A 19,575-nucleotide genomic window follows, 5' to 3' on the forward strand; every position below is an offset into this window, starting at 1 on the left:
AGTTTTACAGTAGGTATAAAAAGGCCAGGGTCAAGAGACTTGCTAGAAGCCCAACTCCCCAAAAGAAGAAGTCAACCTTCCACTCGCTCCAAGGATTGCCCTTGCCTGAGAATCCTCCAAGTTCAAAATGGTGATGAACAGGCGTCATACGGAAAATACGCTTTCCACCACTAATTTTGAAGTAGGTAACCTGCATCATAACAGAGCTTGTCTCAAAGACATAGATAATCCCAATCAACAAAAGGGTCCATTCTTGGTGGAGGGCCATAGAGATTGCTGCTAGCATCCCACCAAGAGCCAAACTTCCTACATCTCCCATGAAGACCTTGGCAGGTTTGTGGTTAAAGACGAAGAAACCTAGCAAACCACCAATCATGGCAAGAATCACAAGAAGGATATCCAGTTGATTTTGCATATAAGCAATCACACCGTAGGCCGATAAGCTAATCACCACTGAAATACTTGCTAAGCCGTCGATCCCGTCAGTCAGATTCACCGCATTTGAAAAGCCAACTAGCCAGAAAAGGGCAAAGAAAATATAGAAAATACCCAGATGTACTTGGTAGCCAAAGACTGAAAGCATGTCGCCACCACGCTCATAAAAGAGGTAGAAAATCACTCCTCCAAGGAGCTGGAGAGCAAGCTTTTGCTTAGGATTCAAGCCTTCGTTGATCTTACGAAAGACCTTGAGGAAATCATCCAGAAAACCTACCAAACCATACAACACCAAGATAAACAAAATCATGCCTACATTGTTGGTCAATTGTTGGGTAAAGAGAGCGACAAGAAAGCTCACAACTACTGCAACGATAAGGAAGACAAGACCTCCCATGGTTGGAGTCCCAGCTTTAGCTTGGTGTTGTTTGACATCCTCGTGCATCTGCTGACCCGTAATCTGTGCTTTTCGATAAAATCGGATAAAGGCTGGAATGCCAATCAAGGTCAATAGAAAGGCTAGAATTCCAGCACTAATGGAACTAATCATCTTAATCTCCTAAAGTTACTTTCATTTTTTTAATGTCTTTGAGGGCTGTATTGGCACGGACACTTTGTTTCTTGACCGTTTTGCCACTACCTTCCCACTCGACTTCTATATTCAGCCATTTAGCAAATGTTTGCACATTTTCATCTGTCCAGCCGTACATATCAGGCATTTCTTCGACCTTATCTGACAGGATCAAGATCTGCTGATTGGCTTCCAAATTATCTCCTTCAGAAACCGAGAGTTCCTTGATCTTGGTTCCTGTTCCGATAACAATTGGTTGGACCAGGTTTCGGCGCAATTCTTCTGCTAGGTCACCCGGAGTAAAGTCTTTGGTAGCCGGCATAGCATAGCTTGTCGTCTTGCTGACCTGATCCAAGTTCTTGGCAGTTGACTGAAGATTGAGGGATTCTTTCATGGCAGAAGCTCGCTCAAGGATTGGGTTGGCAAACTCTCCCAGCTGAACACCTGAATAATGCTCTGGCTGTTGCACCGTTACATAGAGAATAAAGTCAGGATTCTCAGCAGGATGCATCGACACAACGGAGAAGATATAGTTGGTTTCACCTGTTAGGTAGCCCCCATTCTTCTCATCAGCAATCTGAGCAGTTCCTGATTTGAGGGCAACATTCTGACCTGGAACATTGACATTAGGCTTTCCTGTGCTATGGTTGTACATGGTACCATAGACAGGATCTGTTCCGACCATGACCATGTGATCCCGAGTAGAGGATGCTGCCGCTTTTGATACAGGATTTCCGACGATTTCCTTTTGAGACTTACGGACAGACTGGTCATTTGGGTCATAGAGGGCGCTGATAAATTTTGGCTCCAACATAACCCCATCGTTGGCAATGGCTGTAAAAGCACGTAGCATCTGGGTCTGCGTTACAGAAATCCCCTGACCAAATGCACTCATGGCAATATTAACAATATTATCTGCAGGCAATTGACCTGAATACTCATCAGTCAGACCAAAACGCGTCGGCACCCCAAACTTAAAGCGATTGAGATAATCCAACCAAGTAGCATCTCCCATTTTTTGTTCAAGTAGACTCATTCCAACATTACTGGAGTGAGCGAAACCTTGTGAGAAAGTCATCATCCCACCAGTAGTCAAACCATCATTAACATCCCAATCTCGAATCGTCGCATCCGCTATTTTTAATTCACTGCTATTGAAGTATTCTCCACCTGGGAAGGTATTGTTATCAATAGAAGAAGCTAACGTCATGACCTTCATGGCTGATCCTGGTTCATAGTTACTTTGATAAAGAATATCACGCCAAACAAAGTCCTTAGTGATTCCTTCCTTAGTATCGGCATCAAAGGTTGGTCGTTGCGTTGTTGCGAGAATTTCCCCTGTTTTGGCACTGACCAAGGTCGCCGTCATGTACTTGCCTTTTACCTTTTCCTGAAAGGCATCCATCTGGGTTTCCATAAAGGATTGCAAGGGACTAGAAAGGGTTGTGTAGACATCTTTTCCATCTACCGTTTGTTGGGAAGCCTGATCTGTACCCGGAACAATATTTCCCAGACGATCTTTCTCATAGGTGATGATCCCATCTGTACCCGCCAGAATGTTATTTAAAGAACTCTCCAATCCAGATGTCCCAATCAAACGTTTGGTGCCATCCTCATTTTCATGGAGTTGCGCTAAACCGATAAAGGAAGAAGCAAACTGTCCATTGGGATAACTGCGGTTAGGGCTAGTTGTAAAGTCAATCCCCTCAACGCCAGCAGTTTTTAGGTCATTTTTAATAGCCATCATATTGGCATAGGTGATCCCATTTCCCTTGGTACCAAAGGATACCTGTTTTAGATCTGGTTGAGAAAGCTGTTCTTTGACATAAGACTCTTCCATATCTAGGTATTTATGGAAAATCTCAGCTACCTTATTAAATTGAGAATCCTCTACATAGAGAATTTTGCCTGTTGCTGACTTGTAGGTCTTGTCAATAACGGCATAGATATTATACGAAGTCGCATCCTCAGCAATAGGCGTTCCATTACGATCGTAGATGGTTCCCCGTTTTGCAGGAATCGTCTTGGTTGTTTGATGGACCTTGTTTGCTTCTTGAACCAAGTCCTTACCAAATTTTTTACCCGTTCCGATAATGACCGCAAAGTTGACCAAAAAGACAGCGAAGAGTATGACAGCCAATAAACTCAGGCTTTTCCCTACTCTTCGGCGGTTTTCTTCTGGAGATTTACGGTTACGAACGGCATAACGGATGATTTTTTCTTTCCACTGTTTCATTTCTTACTCCGCTGCTCGGATATTTTCGTTATTCAACTGCAAATCCTTAGAGTTTGCAATCTCTTTCAAACGTTCTGAACGAATCAATTCATTGACCTCTTGCTTGGCATCGTCTAGCTCTGTTTTCTTTTCTTCGATTTGAGCATTGACCTTAGTTAATTCATTCTGAACTTGTAATAGCTTGGTCTGCATAAACACAACGCTAATTGCCAGGATAATCATTGTTGCAGCAATCGAAACATAGAAGGCCTTTTCCACACGTGAAAAACCTTTAAACTTCGTTTGCAATAACTGGCTTGTTTTTTCGATTCTTTCTGCCATGTTTTTCCTCTTACTTGTGAATTTTTCTGGCCACGCGCAACTTGGCTGAATGCGAACGGTTGTTGGCTTCTAGCTCTTCGGCACTTGGCAAGATTGGCTTACGGGATACCAATTCCATCTTAGGCTTAAGATCGTCTGGAATGAAGGGCAAGCCTTTCGGAACTTCCACTGTTGAAGCCTCCTTGAACAGTTGTTTAGTCAAGCGGTCTTCCAGCGAATGGAAGGTAATGACTGAGATTCTACCATCTAGAGTCAGCATGTCCATGGCCTGCTGGATAGACTCATCAGCTGCGCCCAGCTCATCATTGACTTCGATTCGGATAGCCTGAAAAATCTGCTTGGCAGGGTGGCCCTTCTTCTTGAGTTCCTTGGCAGGCTTGGCAGACTTGATAATCTCTGCCAACTCAGTCGTCGTCTCGATTGGTTTCACCTCACGCGCTTGCTCAATCTTGCGGGCAATCTGTTTAGAAAACTTATCCTCACCATACTTGAAAAAGATTCGAACCAAGTCATGATAGTCATAATGATTGACCACCTCATAGGCCGTCAGACTAGCTTCCTGATTCATGCGCATATCCAGTGGCGCATCCTTTTTATATGAAAAACCACGCTCACGCTGATCTAGCTGAGGACTGGACACTCCCAAGTCATAACAAATTCCATCAATTTCCCGGACACCAGCCTCCTGTAAACGTGCCTGCAAATGACGGAAATTATCTTTGATAAAAGTCACCATCCCTTTTTCGATATAGGGGGCCAAACGTTTTTGCGCATTGTCAATAGCATTCTGGTCCTGGTCAAAGGCATAGAGATGTCCTTTTTCGCTCAATTTACTTAATAAATACTCGCTATGCCCTGCTCCACCCAAGGTCGCATCAACGTAGATACCGTCAGGTTTCACGTCAAGCATATCAATCGTTTCATGAAGCAAGACCGTTACATGATGAAATTCTTTTGTCATATCTTATCTATTTTACCACAAATCTGACCAGCTTGCACTTGTCAGACAAAACTAGAGACCTTCGAAAAAAATTCTCAAAAAAATGTCATATATACTTGACACGTCCCTCTCGAAAGAATATAATATAGTCAAATATATACGACATAAATCAGAAAGGAGAACAGATGAACCGTGTCAAAGAATTTCGCAAGGAACTGGGCATTTCCCAGCTCGAGCTCGCCAAAGATATCGGTGTCTCGAGACAGACCATCAACATGATTGAAAATGACAAGTACAATCCAACTCTGGAACTCTGTCTCAATCTCGCCCGCAGTCTCCAAACTGACCTCAATAGCCTCTTTTGGGAAGACGATTTTTAAAAAAGGAGCAAACAAATGAAAAAAGAAACTCTCACTGAAAGACTCATCAAACGCATATACGGTATTTCTGGTCCCCTTGACGAACACAAAAGACGCGAGGCAGACCGTATAGGTAACCAAGTCTTTATCTTCCTATTTTATCTGATGATTTTCGGCAATCTTATTCCGCTCGTTCTGGCCTATAAGTATCCTCAACTAGTGGCTCTAGTCTATCCTCCTCTGATTTTAGTGATTGCCCTCATCGTTGCTGGATATCTCACCTACCAAATGCAAAAAACAGGGATTACAACTATTGAACCAGATATGCTGAGTGAGAAAGAAAGTAAGCAACTACACTATCCTGGTCTTAAAGCGGGTGTGTTCTTTGGTCTATGGATGTTTTTTATAACCCCTCTTCTCCATATACTTGTGGGTGAAGATCAGGACTATTTTCATTCTCTTCTCACTATAAGAAATGCTTTAACGAGTATTCTCGGTTCTATCTTCTTCGGAGTGGTTATACAGATTCTCATCTCCCGTCGCATTGCAAAATCCAAAAAAGACCAGGACGACGACTAGGAGGCGCCTTATGAAATCACTAGCAAGACTACTGATCAGTCATGTTTTTATCAGTATCTTTATTACCTTTTTCCTACTTTCTGAACATATTGAGCATCCTTTCTTGATTATCTTTCTTTTATTCCTTCCTGTATTGAACAAGGGACAGAAATTTCAGGAAATCCAATCAAAAAAAATACGTCTTCTAAACGCATCTCTCTGTTTTACCCTCGTATCCTTTCCACAACTTTTAACAAATCCTATGGATTGGAGATACCTGGTATTTTTAATAATCTGTATCATTTTTAGTTTGGTTTACTTCTATACTCTCTATCAACTCTTTAAAGAAGTCAATCAAAAATCGCTCATTTAGGAGGTTACTCCCATGAAAAAAGAAGATTTCACCACTCGCTTACTCAAACTATTCTTTCACATACAAGGGCCTTTTGATGAATGCCGTCAAGAGATGATTTACAAGGCTTGTGCCCGTGCCTTGATCCAAATCGTTTACTCCTCCCTCCTACTCTTCTTGTTCTATCTCCTATTTGGACGCTTCATAGAGTTGGTTCGAGATGCCATGCCTTACCTCTATTTTGGACTTATCTTCGTCCTCGCATCTAGGGCGAGACTAGCAGTTCACAACTTACATTTCGACAAGGATGACCCGTCCGAAATCCATCACAAAAGATACAGCAAAAGCCAAATCAAAGTTCGTAGTTGGGGTGTATTCCTCAGCATTCAGCTTGGCCTATTCCTCTTACTAATCTTTCACAAACTCTTTGTTCAGCATCTTCCCCTCGATACCTTTTGGGACAATCTCTCCCAGTTCGATAAAACGCTCCCTTTACTAGTCTTGGGATTGGGAATTGGTGCCATCTTTGGAACCATGACCTACGCCTTTTTATCGGAACACGAGATGAAACACTCTGAATCAGGAATGCATAAGGAGAATATAGAAAAATGACAAGTGTATATGATTTTTCCGTTTTGAACCAAAACAACCAAGCAACTCCCTTGGATAGCTATCGTGGCAACGTTCTCTTGATTGTCAACACTGCTACTGGATGTGGTTTAACGCCCCAGTACCAAGGGCTTCAAGAACTCTATGAACGCTATCAAGATCAGGGCTTTGAAATCTTAGATTTCCCTTGTAACCAGTTTATGGGACAAGCACCCGGCAGCGCAGAGGAAATCAATAGCTTCTGCAGCCTACACTATCAGACCACTTTCCCTCGTTTTGCCAAGATCAAGGTCAACGGCAAGGAAGCAGATCCTCTTTATATTTGGCTAAAAAACCAGAAAGCTGGTCCGCTAGGAAAACGAATCGAATGGAATTTTGCTAAGTTTCTCATTGGCCGAGATGGGCAAGTCCTTGAGCGCTTCTCTTCCAAAACAGACCCCAAAACCATCCAAGAGTCTCTTCAAAAAATACTCTAATTTCTTTTTAAAACGTATCCTTTCATTTACTTTGAGCCATGAAAGGATGCGTTTTTTCTTTAAAAAGTAACTGATTTTCTTTAATTTATATTTATTTTTTTGCTTTTTGCTATTGCAATTCTTTCATTAATTTAGTATATTTGTTATATTAAAAATTTTTAGTCATTTTAAGGGAGAAATGACCTTTTAAATTTTTTTATCTTAAAATGAAAGCGCTTTATGCGCAGGAGGTAAGGTGGCTTACAAATTATCAGAGAGTTTTTATCCTTAAATCAAGTTGTAACCAAGTCAGACTTGGGCTCTGGCAGTAGCTGACTGCCTTTCTAAAAACTAGGAGTATATTATGAATCGATACCTTTTTGAAAAAGGGCAAACGTTTAGTATTCGAAAGTTGACTGTAGGTGTGGCCTCTGTCATCGTGGGACTGGCATTTTTTGCTTCTGGATCCGTGCGTGCAGACGAAACGTCTCCTGCCACGACATCCAATTTAGATCAGCAAATCAAACAAGTCGTAGATATAGAAGAGAACAAGGCTGAGCCAGTCAAAGAAGAAGGTCGTGTAGAAACTGAAAAACAAGAAACACCTGCCGCCGATACCAACAGTGCTGACTTGCTCCCTGAAGACATTCAGGACCGTGCCTATCCAGACACACCTGTCAAAGAACTCGACACAAAGACTATCGTTGACCAGAAAGCTAGTCCAAAAGTAGAAACTAAGAGCATTCTAAAGGAGAAGGAAGAAGCTCCAAAGGAAACTGAGAACGGAAACCGTGCCATCATTAACGGTGGACAAGACCTCAAACATATCAACTACGAGGGACAACCCGCAACTGCTGCCACTATGGTCTACAGCATTTATAATGGTGGAGCTCAACGATACATCGTTTCTGGGTCTGGTATTTTTGTTGCGCCTAACGTTTTCTTGACAGTTGCTCATAACTTTTTAGATAAAGAAGGCCATGTTCGCGGCGGAGATTCTGCGCGCTTCTATTACAATCTAGGATCCAACGCTCCCGTTAAGAATTCTCAGCCAAATTCAGGAAATACCACGCTCTTTCAAGAGAAAGATATCCACTTCTGGAATAAAGAAGAGTTTAGCAAAGGATATCAGAATGACTTGGCAGCAGTTGTTGCACCTGTCCCTGTACAAATTGCAAGCCCAAATAAAGCAGCAACTTTTGTACCACTCGCTGAGCATAAGACTTACAAAGCAGGGGACCCTGTCAGCACGATTGGTTATCCAACTGACTCAAGCTCAAAAGAACTCAAACAGCCTATCGTAGCTGGACAACTCTATAAAGCTGACGGCAAGGTAAAATCCGTTGATCCTTATGATGACAAAGGAGCTACTGGCATCACTTATCAAACAACTTCTGTGTCTGGTTTATCTGGTGGTGGAATTATCAATGGTGATGGAAAAGTCATCGGCGTACACCAACACGGAACTGTTGACAACGGTGTCCCTGAGAAAGACCGCTTTGGTGGCGGACTTGTCCTCTCTCCTGAACAACTCAAATGGGTCAAAGATATTATTGACAAATATGGTGTCAAGGGCTGGTATCAAGGTGATAATGGCAAACGCTACTACTTTACACCCGAAGGTGAAATGCTCAGAAATAAGACAGCTGTCATCGGAGAAAATCAGTACTCCTTTGATGAGAGCGGTGTCGCTACTCTAGTCAAGGGAATTGATTACGGACGTGTCGTTATCCAGCACGTGGATGAAGCAGGCAATACAGTCAAAGAAAATGATACTTTCTTAGATAAAACAGAAGTGGGAACTGGCTTTGACTATGATTTCAAGAAAGCAATCACTCCAACCGAATTCTACAAGCAAAATCTAGAAAAATACCAGATTGTTTCCATTGATGGAGTTGAGATTCAGAAGCAACTAAAAGATGAGTGGAACCACAATGTCGTTAGCAAGACAGCTCCTGGAACCCGTGTCATCAAGGTAGTCTATAAAGTCAATAAAGGTTCCTTCAAAGTTTACTACCGTCAAAAAGGAACAACTACTGAACTAGCGGAAACGACAGTTGATAACAATGACGGTCAAGAGTATGATGTTTCCTTTGTCAACACCTTCCATGCAAAAGACATTGCTGGCTACCGTCCAGTAAAAGCTAGTTTGGAAGCAACTATCCAGCAAAAAGGAGTGAATGAGGTCGTCTTTGAATACGAGCCAGTCGCTGATACAGCTAATCCAACAACACCGATTCCACCAGTCGCTCATCCAGAAGATAAAGAAACTGAGATTGGCAATCATGGACCTCTTCCAAGCAAGGCTCAACTCGATTACCACAAGGAAGAATTGGCAGCCTTCATCCACTACGGAATGAACACTTATACCAATTCTGAATGGGGAAATGGGAAAGAAGACCCCCGATACTTCAATCCAACCAACTTGGATACAGACCAATGGATTCGCACCCTGAAGGAAACTGGCTTCAAACGAACCATTATGGTTGTTAAACACCACGACGGTTTCGTTGCTTACCCTTCTAAGTATACGAATCATACCGTAGCTGCTAGCCCATGGAAAGATGGAAAGGGTGACCTTCTCGAAGAAGTTTCCAAGTCTGCTAGCAAGTATGACATGAATATGGGTGTTTACTTGTCACCATGGGATGCCAACCATCCAAAATACCATGTTGCAACTGAAAAAGAATACAACCAATACTACCTCAACCAACTGAAAGAAATCCTTGGTAATCCGAAATACGGTAATAAAGGGAAGTTTATCGAGGTTTGGATGGACGGTGCGCGTGGTAGCGGTGCCCAAAAAGTAACCTATACCTTTGATGAATGGTTCAAATACATCAAAGAAGCTGAAGGAGATATTGCTATCTTCTCTGCTCAACCGACAAGCGTTCGCTGGATCGGAAATGAACGGGGAATCGCAGGGGACCCTGTATGGCATAAAGTTAAAAGAGCCAACATCACAGACGATGTGAAAAACGAATACCTCAACCATGGTGACCCAGATGGTGATATGTACTCTGTAGGGGAAGCTGACGTTTCGATCCGTTCAGGCTGGTTCTATCATGACAACCAACAGCCAAAATCACTCAAAGAGTTGATGGACATCTACTTCAAGTCCGTTGGTCGTGGAACGCCACTCCTTCTCAATATTCCACCAAATAAAGAAGGAAAATTCGCCGATGCAGATGTGGCTCGCTTGAAGGAGTTCAAAGCAACCCTAGACCAAATGTATGCCACTGACTTTGCCAAAGGTGCCACTGTAACAGCAAGTTCTACTCGTCAAAACCACCTCTACAAAGAAAGCCACCTCACAGACGGTAAAGATGACACCAGCTGGGCGCTCTCAAATGATGCCACAACTGGTAGCTTTACAGTCGATTTGGGCCAAAAGAGACGCTTTGACGTCGTTGAACTCAAGGAAGATATCGCCAAAGGTCAACGTATCTCTGGTTTCAAGATTGAAGTCGAAATCAACGGACGCTGGGTGACTTACGGTGAAGGTTCGACCGTTGGTTACCGTCGCTTGATTCAAGGCAAGCCTGTAGAGGCACAAAAAATTCGTGTAACCATCACTGGTGCTCAAGCAACTCCAATCTTGACCAACCTCTCAGTCTACAAGACACCAAGCAGCATTGAAAAGACAGATGGTTACCCTCTTGGACTTGAATACCACTCAAACACAACTGCGGATACAGCTGGAACAACTTGGTACAATGAATCTGAAGGTGTTCGTGGCACTTCTATGTGGACCAACAAAAAAGATGCCAAAGTAAGCTATACCTTCACAGGAACCAAGGCCTATGTCGTCTCTACGGTCGATCCAGGTCATGGAGAAATGTCCGTCTACGTTGATGGTCAAAAGGTTGCCGATGTCCAAACTAAGAATGCTAGCCGTAAACGTAGCCAAAAAGTCTTCGAGACAGGCGATTTAGCACCTGGCCAACATACTATTACTCTTGTAAACAAAACAGGCGAACCAATTGCTACAGAAGGAATCTACACCCTAAACAATGATAGCAAAGGGATGTTTGAACTCGAGTCTACTAACTACGAAGTCGAAAAAGGAAAACCCGTCACTGTTAAGATTAAACGTGTTGGTGGAAGCAAGGGAGCTGCTACTGTTCGCTTCATCACAGAACCTGGAACTGGAGTTCACGGTAAAGTTTACCAAGATACAACTCAAGATGTGACCTTTAAAGACGGAGAAACAGAAAAGACTGTTACCATCCCAACGATTGACTTTACAGAACAAGCCGACTCTGTCTTTGACTTCAAAGCCAAGCTCACTTCTGTCACTGATGGTGCCCTGCTCGGTTTCGCTACCGATGCAACCATCCAAGTGATGAAAGCCGAATTGCTGATCAAGGACCAAACAAGCTATGATGACCAAGCTAGTCAGTTGGATTATAGTTCTGGCTGGCACCATGAAACCAATTCGGCAGACAAGTACCAAAAAACGGAGTCTTGGGCTTCCTTTGGTCGCTTAACTGATGAGCAAAAGAAAAAGACAACTGTCACAGCCTACTTCTACGGTACTGGACTTGATATCAAGGGCTATGTCGATCCAAATCATGGTATCTACAAAGTCTTCCTAGATGGCAAAGAAGTTCCTTACCAAGATGGCATGGGAAATGCTTCAACTATTGATGGTAAGAAATACTTTAGCGGTCGTGCAGCCCAACGCCAAGGCAATCAAACTCTGGTTAGCCTAAAAGGTCTGGACGAAAACTTGCACGCAGTCACCCTTCAACTAGATCCTGATCGAAACGATTTGTCTCAAAATATCGGTATTCAAGTGGACCAATTTATCACTCGTGGCGAAGGTAGCGAACTCTACAGCAAGGCAGATATCATCCAGTCTATCTCTAAATGGAAAGACGATCTGTCCAACTTTGATCCAGCAGGCTTGAAAAATACGGCTACTGCACGCCAAGCTTTCCAAGCAAATCTAGAAAAATTGAGAAACCAACTCAGTGCTGATGCAGTGGATGTTCAAGATGTCATGTTGACGGTCAGTGCCCTACAAGATATCCTATCCAAGGATGAGAACTATCAAAGAGGCCAAGAGGAGCCTAGTCCAGAGCAACCGGAACAGCCAGAAGAACCTGAGAAACCTGACCAGCCTGAGCAACCAGCTGAACCAAAACAACCGGAAATTGAGTACGATAAGGCTATGGACAGCTTGACAAAAGCTATCGAGAAAAAAGTCGCTGAGCTTGGATCCAACAAGGAAGCTAAAAAGAAATTATTAGAAATTGCTGACCAAGCCATTGCTGCAATCCAAGAAGCTAAAACTCAGGAAGCAGTCAATCAAGCACTAGAAACCGCTCTCGAACAAATCAACAAACTCGAAGCGGCTCAGCCTGAGAAACCTGCTGAACCTGAAAAACCAGTTCAGCCTGAAAATCCGACTCAACCTGAGAATCCAGTTCAACCGGAAAAACCTGCTCAGCCTGAAAAGCCAGCTCAGCCTGAAAAACCAACTCAACCGGAAACTCCGGCTCAGCCTGAAAAGCCAGCGCAACCGGAACAACCAACTCAACCTGAGAATCCAGTTCAACCGGAAAAACCTGCTCAACCGGAAAAACCGGCGCAACCGGAAACTCCAGTTCAACCTGAAAAGCCTGCTCAGCCTGAGAAACCAGCGCAGCCTGAGAAACCAGTTCAGCCTGAAAAGCCTGCTGAGCCTGAAAAACCGGCGCAACCGGAAAGTCCAGCTCAGCCTGAAAAGCCTGCTCAACCAGAAAAACCGGCGCAACCGGAAAAACCGGCTGAGCCTGAAAAACCGGCGCAACCGGAAAAGCCTGCTCAACCTGAGAAACCTACTCAACCTGAGAAACCGGCGCAACCGGAAAATCCGGCTGAGCCTGAAAAACCAGCTCAGCCTGAAAAGCCAGTTCAGCCTGAAAAACCTACTCAACCGGAAAAACCGGCGCAACCGGAAAATCCGGCGCAACCGGAAAATCCGGCGCAACCGGAAAAACCAGCTGAACCTGAAAAACCAGCTGAACCTGAAAAACCAGCTGAGCCTGAAAAACCAGCTGAGCCTGAAAAACCAGCTGAGCCTGAAAAACCAGCTGAGCCTGAAAAACCTGCTCAACCTGAGAAACCGGCTCAGCCTGAAAAACCTGCTGAGCCTGAGAAACCAATTACTTCTTCAAGTCCTGAGGAAGGGGTTAAAGACCTTGTCTTTACACTTCCAAGCTTGGAAATCGTCAATAAGGTAGTACCGTTCAAGACTATCCGTCGCGAAAACCCACAATTAGACAAAGGAAAAGAGCAAGTTCTATCAGAAGGAAAAGACGGTCTCTTAGTTGAGTATGTTGAAGTGGACGGCGACAATCGTAAGGTTCTCCAAACAGAAGCAACCCCAGCTCAAGATCGAGTGATTGAGGTAGGTAGCAAACAAAGCTCAGTTGGAACAGAGGCACCACCAGTTGTGACTCTTCCTGAGTATGTTCTACCAAGAGAGACTGAAAAACCTGCTCCAGCCGTAACAGACAATTCACCATCAAAAGATGAAAAAGCTCCTGTTACAGCTACAATCAAAGAAGACAAGGAAAGAGAACTCCCTGCAACTGGGGAACAAGAAACAACTGCCTTCCTCTTCTTGGCAGCCATTACTTCTATCTTATCTCTCCTCATCTTCCAAAAGAATTTCAAAGACTAATAACCCTCTTTGATTGATTCTTTCTAATTATTCAGTTCCCCCGTTGAGAAGACCATTTGGTCTTCTCTTTTTCTATCTATAAAATAAAAAAACATCCACAAATACACATGGATGTTTTGGTATGAATCTATAAAGTAAGATGATCATTGAGAATAGGTGTTCTCAAATCCAACCACGTTTTCAAATAAACGCTCATCTAAAAAAGAGAGTGCCCCTGGTCTTATCTCATCAGAACTACCATCATAAGTTCTGCAAAAACTCCACAGATATAGGATGGTGTTTCGAATTCCAATACCATGAGATTTTCTGACGTTCACAAGCCATCTTTCCTAAATCAAACTTCCCTCTTCCACACCTAGTCACTGACTACTATTTTTGAGTCCAGCGTATGCATAGGTTCGATTTCTGGGGCACTCTTTTTCTGTCACCACCCTAAAGTAAAAGCGATGCTCCCGCCCATCCTTGGCATTTTCCTTGTTTAAGACAAAGTAGTTTTTCTGATTCATCGCCATGGTGCGTAGAATGTCATCGATCAAAAAAGTCAGTGGCACATTCATGGCAGAGTATTTTTGAAAATCCTCTTCAAAACGAATATAGGCTTCTGAAAAATAATCCATCTGCAGTTTGTTTTCATACAACTCTTTTCTAGTCATAAACTCCCTCCTCCCACAGTCGAATTTCGAGGACATCTGCTAGCTCTACCAGCCTATAGCCCTCATTGGTCCTAATAGATAGAGTTTGAGATGATAATTCGCTCACCTCGCCGACGATAGTGGCTTTCTGTTTCTTTCCCTTGACAACAAAGCATCCCTTTAGTTGCCCGACATAAAGCTGTGAAAGCAAGAGTAGCTTCTCAACGGAATTCAAACTCGTCGAAAAAGCAACCCGATTTTTCTCTTCACCGAGTGAACTAGTATGCTCTGAGAGGAAAAAGCCCATCCACTTCTGCATCCCTGGATCTTGATAGTCACGCGCAGATTGAAAGGGTAAATAAGAACGATCAATCATTTTAGTCCATCTAATCCTCCAGCAGAATGTCCCCCAATCAGCTTGCTTCTGGCAAGACTCCTAGAGGCTTCTTCCAGTGCATTGGCCTTTAAAAGGGAGGTAAAACCAAATTGTTCCCGAATGGCATCAATAGCCGTCTGGAGCCTTTCTTCTTTTTCTAACTTGTCAACATCATCGAAGAGAGAGATCAAGCCAAAGGGCTCGTCCACAAATCCTGAATAGTTGACTCCGACACTTCTGACCGCTCCAGAAGTGTATTTGTTATGAAATAGCTTCAAAACATAATCCGTTAAGACAGCTGTATTATTGGTCGGTTCGACCTTCATTTGTGTGTGAATAGACGACCTGACCTCCTGCTTAGAGAAACCAACATAGATAGAGACAAGGGTTGTTTTCTTGCCCGCCCTTCTCAGCCTAATAGCCACCTGCTCCGCCATTTCTCGAAGAATAATTTCGATATCCCGTAGCTTCACGTAGTCTCTCGGCAAGATTTGAGAATTGCCTAATCCCTGAGACTTGGCTTTATAGGGCCTGTGAACATTGCTCTCATCAATCCCGTTAGCATGAAACCACAAACGCAGGCCAGCCTGACCTAGAGCTTTCTGTAGCTGGTCTGGATTACTGGTGGCCAATTCTCTGATGGAAAAAATCCCCAGAGCATGCAAGCGTTTCTCCATCCGTCTGCCAATCCCCCAAAAGTCCGTCATCTTGGGAATGGCCCAAACCTTCTCTTCCACATCCTGGTAAGACCAGTTGGCCCTCATGGTCGGAGTGTGCTTGGCCTCATTATCCAGAGCCAACTTGGCCAGTAAGGGATTGGCATTGGACATACCCACCGTAGAGTAGATCCCTGTCTGCCTCCAAATATCCCTCTGTATACGAGCAGAAAGCATATCCAGCTTGTCTCTGCGAGAGAGACTCTTGCCTGGGATGAAATAGTTGAGCGAACTAGTCAGATCGATAAAACCTTCATCAATAGAGTAGGGATAAATATCATCTGGACTGCCATAATTTTGAAAGATTCGCTGGATTTCCATATTGACTGCGATGTACTCGTCCATCCGAGGAGGGACAATCAAGGTGACTTGAGCCCAATCTTCGATGTAGCGAACATAGTCTGAGTCAGTAGGCAAGCCTTGCTTTCGAGCATTGTAATAAGAAAATTTGCGCGTTTTGATATCAAAAGGCAGATCATAGGCCCGGCCAACATTGGACTTACCAAAAATCTTCTTGAACATGGGAGAGGAAGCTAGGATAAGACCAGTAGAATTATCCGCGCGACTCATGACACAAAGCGAGGTCTTCAGCGGATGCAAGCCTCTTTTCACACACTCGACACTGGCATAGAAAGATTTCATATCGACAAAGGCAATATCACTTTTGGGCTCTCTGGAATAATCAAAGTAACCCATAGGCTAACCCTCCATCGGCACAAAATTCCCAACGATAATCCCCACAATCCGAGGATCTTCCTCATAAGAGATGAAAATGTCCTTGTACTTAGGATTGATCGATACTAGACGCAAGCCATCTTTCTCCCGATAAACCCGTTTGATATAGGTCTGGTTGTTACAAACCACTGCATAAACCGCCCCATCATAGTCAAATCCCGTCTCTCGAATCAGAGCTACCGAACCATTTTGATATTTAGGTTCCATAGAGTCCCCAGACACCCAGGACGCAAAATCATGGGCCAACTCCTCGTTAAAGTAGACCGTATCAAAATTCTGATCATCGTAGACCGAAGCCCCGATCCCTGCTGACATGCGTTCATAGACACGGTACTCGTAGAGACGCTCTGGCATAGCCGTAACCTTCTGGGCTTGTTCCTCTTGAGCTAGGTTGCGAGCATAGAGAACAACCTTTTCCTTTCCTTGCTTGGAAAGACTATCGTAAAGACGGACAATTTCGATTTGGGTGAAATACCCTTTTGCGACTTTTAAAATCTTCTCTAGCTGAGCAACCTTCTCTTTAGAAGGCTCCTTAATGCCACGTTCCCAGGCTGAATAAGCCTGAAAACTAATCCCCAACTGGTCTGCAATTTCCTTCTGTGTCAATTTTAACTCTTTTCTCCGAGCCTTGAGTTTTTCTGGTTGATACATGATTCACCTCCTAGTGTGACGCTTTAATGGACATTATATCCCTTAGAAAGACAAATCGACGGTTGAGCTTACACTTTCAACACTCAACCAATTCGGTTTAGTTTTATTATATAAAAAAAGCGAACGATTGTCCACTGGGAAAATCAAATTTTAACAACTGCACCTGGAGATTCTGAACAAAAAACTGGACTATACCTAGCAACTCCTACTCTAATTTTTGCAACAGCTTTACAACTTGACGATTATCAATCCTCACATAGTATACACCACTATCACTGACAAGTTTATCCTCTTTATACTTAGCAATTTTGACAGCATAAAGACCGCGGGGTAGGGGTTGGTTGGCAAAAAATTCCTTCATGAGCCTTTCAAGCTCTTTTAGATAGTCATCATACAAGAGATCTCTTTTTTCTTTTGGAACGAAATACTGAAATTCAAATGTTGGTATAAAAATCTCTTTTTGGAAAAGATATTGAGCATCCATTGGATACATTCCTTGCAGAGCTTGACCCTTGCTTTGATTTTCCTCTAATATTTCATTATAAAGATAGATATTGTCAGATTGACGATTAAATTCAAAACCAATACCTTGATACTTCAAATCAGGCAGTTTGGGATCTTTGATTGAACTGTCCAGTGTTTTTAAAAATTCGCTGGTGCCTGGACTAACCTCAATACCTAAATAGGCTAATTCTGGGAAAACATCATAAATTTTTTTATAATTCTTGTAATCAACCTCTGCATCTGTCTTTCTATATGTTTTATTTTCCGAAAAGCGAGTATAGTATTTAAATCGAGTTTTAACCTGATAGGTTTTTCCGGCTATATTTTCACTGTAGCTACCATGGATTATAAATCCTCCCACGCTTGTATAGTTTTTCTCGTATTTTTCTAACTCAAACTGTCCTGTAAGACCGTAATTTTGATAAGAACGATGCACAGCTTGCTCAAGCTCAGTTCGACTTGCATGGGCAAACAGACCCCACATATCCATTAGAGCAAAAATTGGACTGAACACTGTGAAGATTACCATTGGGATCACTATGGATAAGCAACCTATTAATAGCCAATTTCTTTTCTTGGCGTTTCCTTCAGATTTTTTAGCAGTTTTCAGTTTTCGTTTTAAGATTAGAATGAGCAAAACCAAAATCCCTAATACTAATAAAACCAATCTACAATCTCCTTTTGATTTTGGACAGTTGTTAACAGGTGTATAGGAGACTGACAGAAATACTCGTCTCACCTGCTAACTTATCCTGAATTCCATAAACTCGTCTAAAACGAGGAGCATCCCTTGTCTCATTATACCACATGAGCAATACTATGAGAAGACGAGAAAAACAAAAAACACCCCATGGTGTGAACCATGAAGTGCTTGTAAACGTTGATATAATCGTATTGATTAACGTTTTGAGGCAACTGACTTTGTCAGATTGCAGCCACATTTGTAAGCGACTAAAGTCGCAACAACTGTGTCAATTGCACCAATTTAGTATGAAAATATAAAAAAGAACACCCCGAAAGGTGCTCTCTGTAAGTATAGTAATTCTCTCGAATTAACGTTTACTAAATTGTGATGCTTTACGAGCTTTCTTAAGACCTGGTTTGACAGATAGAAATTTCAATAACTATCAAAATCGTACTATAATAATTCTAAACACACTTTCTAAACTTTGATAATTTGAAAAATTTGAATAAGTTTAATTAAATAAGGTAATTTATCTTCCTACGAAACGATGTAAATAGTAGTTTAATATCAGAATACCTTTATCGATTAAATGATTCTCAATTTTCTTTTCCACACAATACCTGGTCATATCCTTTTGGAATAGATTTTAATGGAAAAATAAGAACAACTGATTCATCCCACTATTTCCTATTTTATCAAAAATGATACCCGATGTAATATATTTCCATCTTCCATTTTTTAGTTTTTCATTCATCAAAGATTGTCCAGTCAATTGAAGCAAATTCTATATGTAAGTTCTTTCCGGTTTCTAATTGCTCATTCCCACTAAAAATTGAATTCAACTGATTTATAAAAAATATCCCTTTAGTAAGTTCAACCATTTTTATATAGCTCGCCACCCCATATAGATGTGCTATATATTGCTCCTTACTTCCAGCAAAACTGTTTTTATCTAAATGTTCTTCCAAACCAAATTTCTTGATAAAGTAAATCTCTTTTCTTAAATTTCTAGTGACTGACCTCGGTACAGACAATTTTTCATTTACTATAATCCCTGTCACTCTCTTCCTATCACCAGGCTTTAGAAAAATCGTCTTCTCATTATTTAAAGAAAATTGATAACTACAAATTATTTCTTCTACAATACCTTTTATCCAGAATATTTTACTATTCCCAGAGATAGTTATATCGTCAGCATATCTCGTGTAAGATAATTTATATTTTCTACAAAGATTATATATTCTTTTATCTAGATCTCGACAAACTAAATTCGCCAAATAGGGACTGGTAGGAGATCCTTGGGGTAACTGTCCTCGAAATACACAAATATTTGCTAAAGCAGTTGCAACATCCTTATTGTATCCCAGTTCAAAAAATAGACTTCTCACTTTATGAAAATCAATACTCGGAAAAAAATCTCTAATATCCATTTTAAGGATGTATTTTTTCTTTAGATGAGTAGAAGCATTTAAAACGATAGATTTCATAGGAATGAAACCAGTAGCACTAGGATCTGACTGTACTTTATATAAAATATTATCTAAAATCCATCTCTGCATCCCCTTTAAAGCAGTGTTAGGAACATTTAAAACTCTGCTACCACCATTTCTCTTTGGAATGGTTATTTCTTTGTACAATTTGTCATCTGAATACAATACTCTATAAAAAAATTTTTTATTAGTACCAATTTTTTCTCTTAATTCTTCCAAATCACAAAAAACAGGAATATCAAGCATTTTTGACTCCTCTGACTGACTCATACCTTTC

General features: G+C 42.0%; 16 protein-coding genes. 6 read left to right on the top strand and 10 right to left on the bottom strand.

Annotation, left to right across the window (positions count from 1 at the left end; translation table 11 throughout):
• Positions 1-4: 4 nt before the first annotated feature.
• From mraY to rsmH, 4 genes are read right to left on the bottom strand one after another with little or no spacing between them, the layout of a single operon-like run.
• Positions 5-985, bottom strand: coding sequence for a phospho-N-acetylmuramoyl-pentapeptide-transferase (gene mraY, locus D8805_RS07650; protein WP_125416601.1), 981 nt, complete (start codon positions 983-985; stop codon positions 5-7).
• Position 986: 1 nt separating this feature from the next.
• Complete coding sequence (gene pbp2x, locus D8805_RS07655; RefSeq protein ID WP_000816035.1) at positions 987-3,242, bottom strand: penicillin-binding protein PBP2X; 2,256 nt, start codon at positions 3,240-3,242, stop codon at positions 987-989.
• Positions 3,243-3,245: 3 nt separating this feature from the next.
• On the bottom strand, positions 3,246-3,563 hold the full coding sequence (gene ftsL / locus D8805_RS07660) for a cell division protein FtsL (RefSeq protein ID WP_000840795.1): 318 nt from the start codon (positions 3,561-3,563) through the stop codon (positions 3,246-3,248).
• A 10-nt stretch (positions 3,564-3,573) separates the two neighbouring features.
• Positions 3,574-4,524 carry a 16S rRNA (cytosine(1402)-N(4))-methyltransferase RsmH gene (gene rsmH / locus D8805_RS07665; protein ID WP_125416603.1) on the bottom strand — a complete coding sequence of 317 codons (951 nt, stop codon included), beginning with the start codon at positions 4,522-4,524 and terminating at the stop codon, positions 3,574-3,576.
• Positions 4,525-4,688: 164 nt separating this feature from the next.
• Here rsmH and D8805_RS07670 point away from each other — a divergent pair, with 164 nt between their 5' ends.
• The 6 genes from D8805_RS07670 to D8805_RS07695 all read left to right on the top strand — a co-directional run bounded on the left by D8805_RS07670 (position 4,689) and on the right by D8805_RS07695 (position 13,509).
• Positions 4,689-4,883 carry a helix-turn-helix transcriptional regulator gene (locus D8805_RS07670; RefSeq protein ID WP_001082470.1) on the top strand — a complete coding sequence of 65 codons (195 nt, stop codon included), beginning with the start codon at positions 4,689-4,691 and terminating at the stop codon, positions 4,881-4,883.
• A 15-nt stretch (positions 4,884-4,898) separates the two neighbouring features.
• Entirely contained in the window at positions 4,899-5,441 is a 543-nt protein-coding gene (locus tag D8805_RS07675) for a DUF3278 domain-containing protein (protein WP_125416605.1), read from the top strand.
• Positions 5,442-5,451: 10 nt separating this feature from the next.
• Positions 5,452-5,793, top strand: coding sequence for a hypothetical protein (locus tag D8805_RS10300; protein ID WP_125416607.1), 342 nt, complete (start codon positions 5,452-5,454; stop codon positions 5,791-5,793).
• A gap of 12 nt (positions 5,794-5,805) precedes the next feature.
• Entirely contained in the window at positions 5,806-6,384 is a 579-nt protein-coding gene (locus D8805_RS07685; RefSeq protein ID WP_125416609.1) for a DUF3278 domain-containing protein, read from the top strand.
• Positions 6,381-6,857: a glutathione peroxidase gene (locus D8805_RS07690; RefSeq protein ID WP_125416611.1), complete on the top strand. Its 477-nt coding sequence runs from the start codon at positions 6,381-6,383 to the stop codon at positions 6,855-6,857. Before D8805_RS07685 ends, D8805_RS07690 begins: the two co-directional genes overlap by 4 nt.
• A gap of 343 nt (positions 6,858-7,200) precedes the next feature.
• Positions 7,201-13,509: an alpha-L-fucosidase gene (locus D8805_RS07695; protein ID WP_125416613.1), complete on the top strand. Its 6,309-nt coding sequence runs from the start codon at positions 7,201-7,203 to the stop codon at positions 13,507-13,509.
• Between the two features lie 359 nt (positions 13,510-13,868).
• Here D8805_RS07695 and D8805_RS07705 read toward each other — a convergent pair whose 3' ends face one another.
• From D8805_RS07705 to D8805_RS07735, 6 genes are all read right to left on the bottom strand, one after another.
• Positions 13,869-14,162: a DUF5960 family protein gene (locus D8805_RS07705; protein WP_061418039.1), complete on the bottom strand. Its 294-nt coding sequence runs from the start codon at positions 14,160-14,162 to the stop codon at positions 13,869-13,871.
• Positions 14,155-14,517 (bottom strand): hypothetical protein, encoded by a 363-nt coding sequence (locus D8805_RS07710; RefSeq protein WP_061418042.1) that lies wholly within the window; start codon positions 14,515-14,517, stop codon positions 14,155-14,157. The genes D8805_RS07705 and D8805_RS07710 overlap by 8 nt, the downstream gene beginning before the upstream one ends.
• Positions 14,514-15,929: a Y-family DNA polymerase gene (locus D8805_RS07715; protein WP_125416615.1), complete on the bottom strand. Its 1,416-nt coding sequence runs from the start codon at positions 15,927-15,929 to the stop codon at positions 14,514-14,516. The genes D8805_RS07710 and D8805_RS07715 overlap by 4 nt, the downstream gene beginning before the upstream one ends.
• A gap of 3 nt (positions 15,930-15,932) precedes the next feature.
• Complete coding sequence (locus D8805_RS07720; RefSeq protein ID WP_125416617.1) at positions 15,933-16,619, bottom strand: XRE family transcriptional regulator; 687 nt, start codon at positions 16,617-16,619, stop codon at positions 15,933-15,935.
• A gap of 205 nt (positions 16,620-16,824) precedes the next feature.
• Positions 16,825-17,790 (bottom strand): hypothetical protein, encoded by a 966-nt coding sequence (locus D8805_RS07725; protein ID WP_125416619.1) that lies wholly within the window; start codon positions 17,788-17,790, stop codon positions 16,825-16,827.
• Positions 17,791-18,554: 764 nt separating this feature from the next.
• Entirely contained in the window at positions 18,555-19,568 is a 1,014-nt protein-coding gene (locus D8805_RS07735) for a retron St85 family RNA-directed DNA polymerase (RefSeq protein WP_125416621.1), read from the bottom strand.
• Positions 19,569-19,575 lie beyond the last annotated feature (7 nt).

It is taken from the genome of Streptococcus oralis subsp. dentisani (assembly GCF_003944205.1).
In the GTDB taxonomy this organism is placed as follows: domain Bacteria; phylum Bacillota; class Bacilli; order Lactobacillales; family Streptococcaceae; genus Streptococcus; species Streptococcus oralis_BH.

Excerpts from the sequence above, each read along its gene's own strand:
- D8805_RS07735 (WP_125416621.1), bottom strand. The coding sequence starts at position 19,568 with ATGAGTCAGTCAGAGGAGTCAAAAATGCTTGATATTCCTGTTTTTTGT.
- D8805_RS07710 (WP_061418042.1), bottom strand. The coding sequence starts at position 14,517 with ATGATTGATCGTTCTTATTTACCCTTTCAATCTGCGCGTGACTATCAA.
- D8805_RS07690 (WP_125416611.1), top strand. The coding sequence starts at position 6,381 with ATGACAAGTGTATATGATTTTTCCGTTTTGAACCAAAACAACCAAGCA.
- D8805_RS07675 (WP_125416605.1), top strand. The coding sequence starts at position 4,899 with ATGAAAAAAGAAACTCTCACTGAAAGACTCATCAAACGCATATACGGT.
- pbp2x (WP_000816035.1), bottom strand. The coding sequence starts at position 3,242 with ATGAAACAGTGGAAAGAAAAAATCATCCGTTATGCCGTTCGTAACCGT.
- mraY (WP_125416601.1), bottom strand. The coding sequence starts at position 985 with ATGATTAGTTCCATTAGTGCTGGAATTCTAGCCTTTCTATTGACCTTG.
- rsmH (WP_125416603.1), bottom strand. The coding sequence starts at position 4,524 with ATGACAAAAGAATTTCATCATGTAACGGTCTTGCTTCATGAAACGATT.
- D8805_RS07670 (WP_001082470.1), top strand. The coding sequence starts at position 4,689 with ATGAACCGTGTCAAAGAATTTCGCAAGGAACTGGGCATTTCCCAGCTC.
- D8805_RS07705 (WP_061418039.1), bottom strand. The coding sequence starts at position 14,162 with ATGACTAGAAAAGAGTTGTATGAAAACAAACTGCAGATGGATTATTTT.
- D8805_RS07685 (WP_125416609.1), top strand. The coding sequence starts at position 5,806 with ATGAAAAAAGAAGATTTCACCACTCGCTTACTCAAACTATTCTTTCAC.
- D8805_RS07720 (WP_125416617.1), bottom strand. The coding sequence starts at position 16,619 with ATGTATCAACCAGAAAAACTCAAGGCTCGGAGAAAAGAGTTAAAATTG.
- ftsL (WP_000840795.1), bottom strand. The coding sequence starts at position 3,563 with ATGGCAGAAAGAATCGAAAAAACAAGCCAGTTATTGCAAACGAAGTTT.
- D8805_RS10300 (WP_125416607.1), top strand. The coding sequence starts at position 5,452 with ATGAAATCACTAGCAAGACTACTGATCAGTCATGTTTTTATCAGTATC.
- D8805_RS07715 (WP_125416615.1), bottom strand. The coding sequence starts at position 15,929 with ATGGGTTACTTTGATTATTCCAGAGAGCCCAAAAGTGATATTGCCTTT.
- D8805_RS07695 (WP_125416613.1), top strand. The coding sequence starts at position 7,201 with ATGAATCGATACCTTTTTGAAAAAGGGCAAACGTTTAGTATTCGAAAG.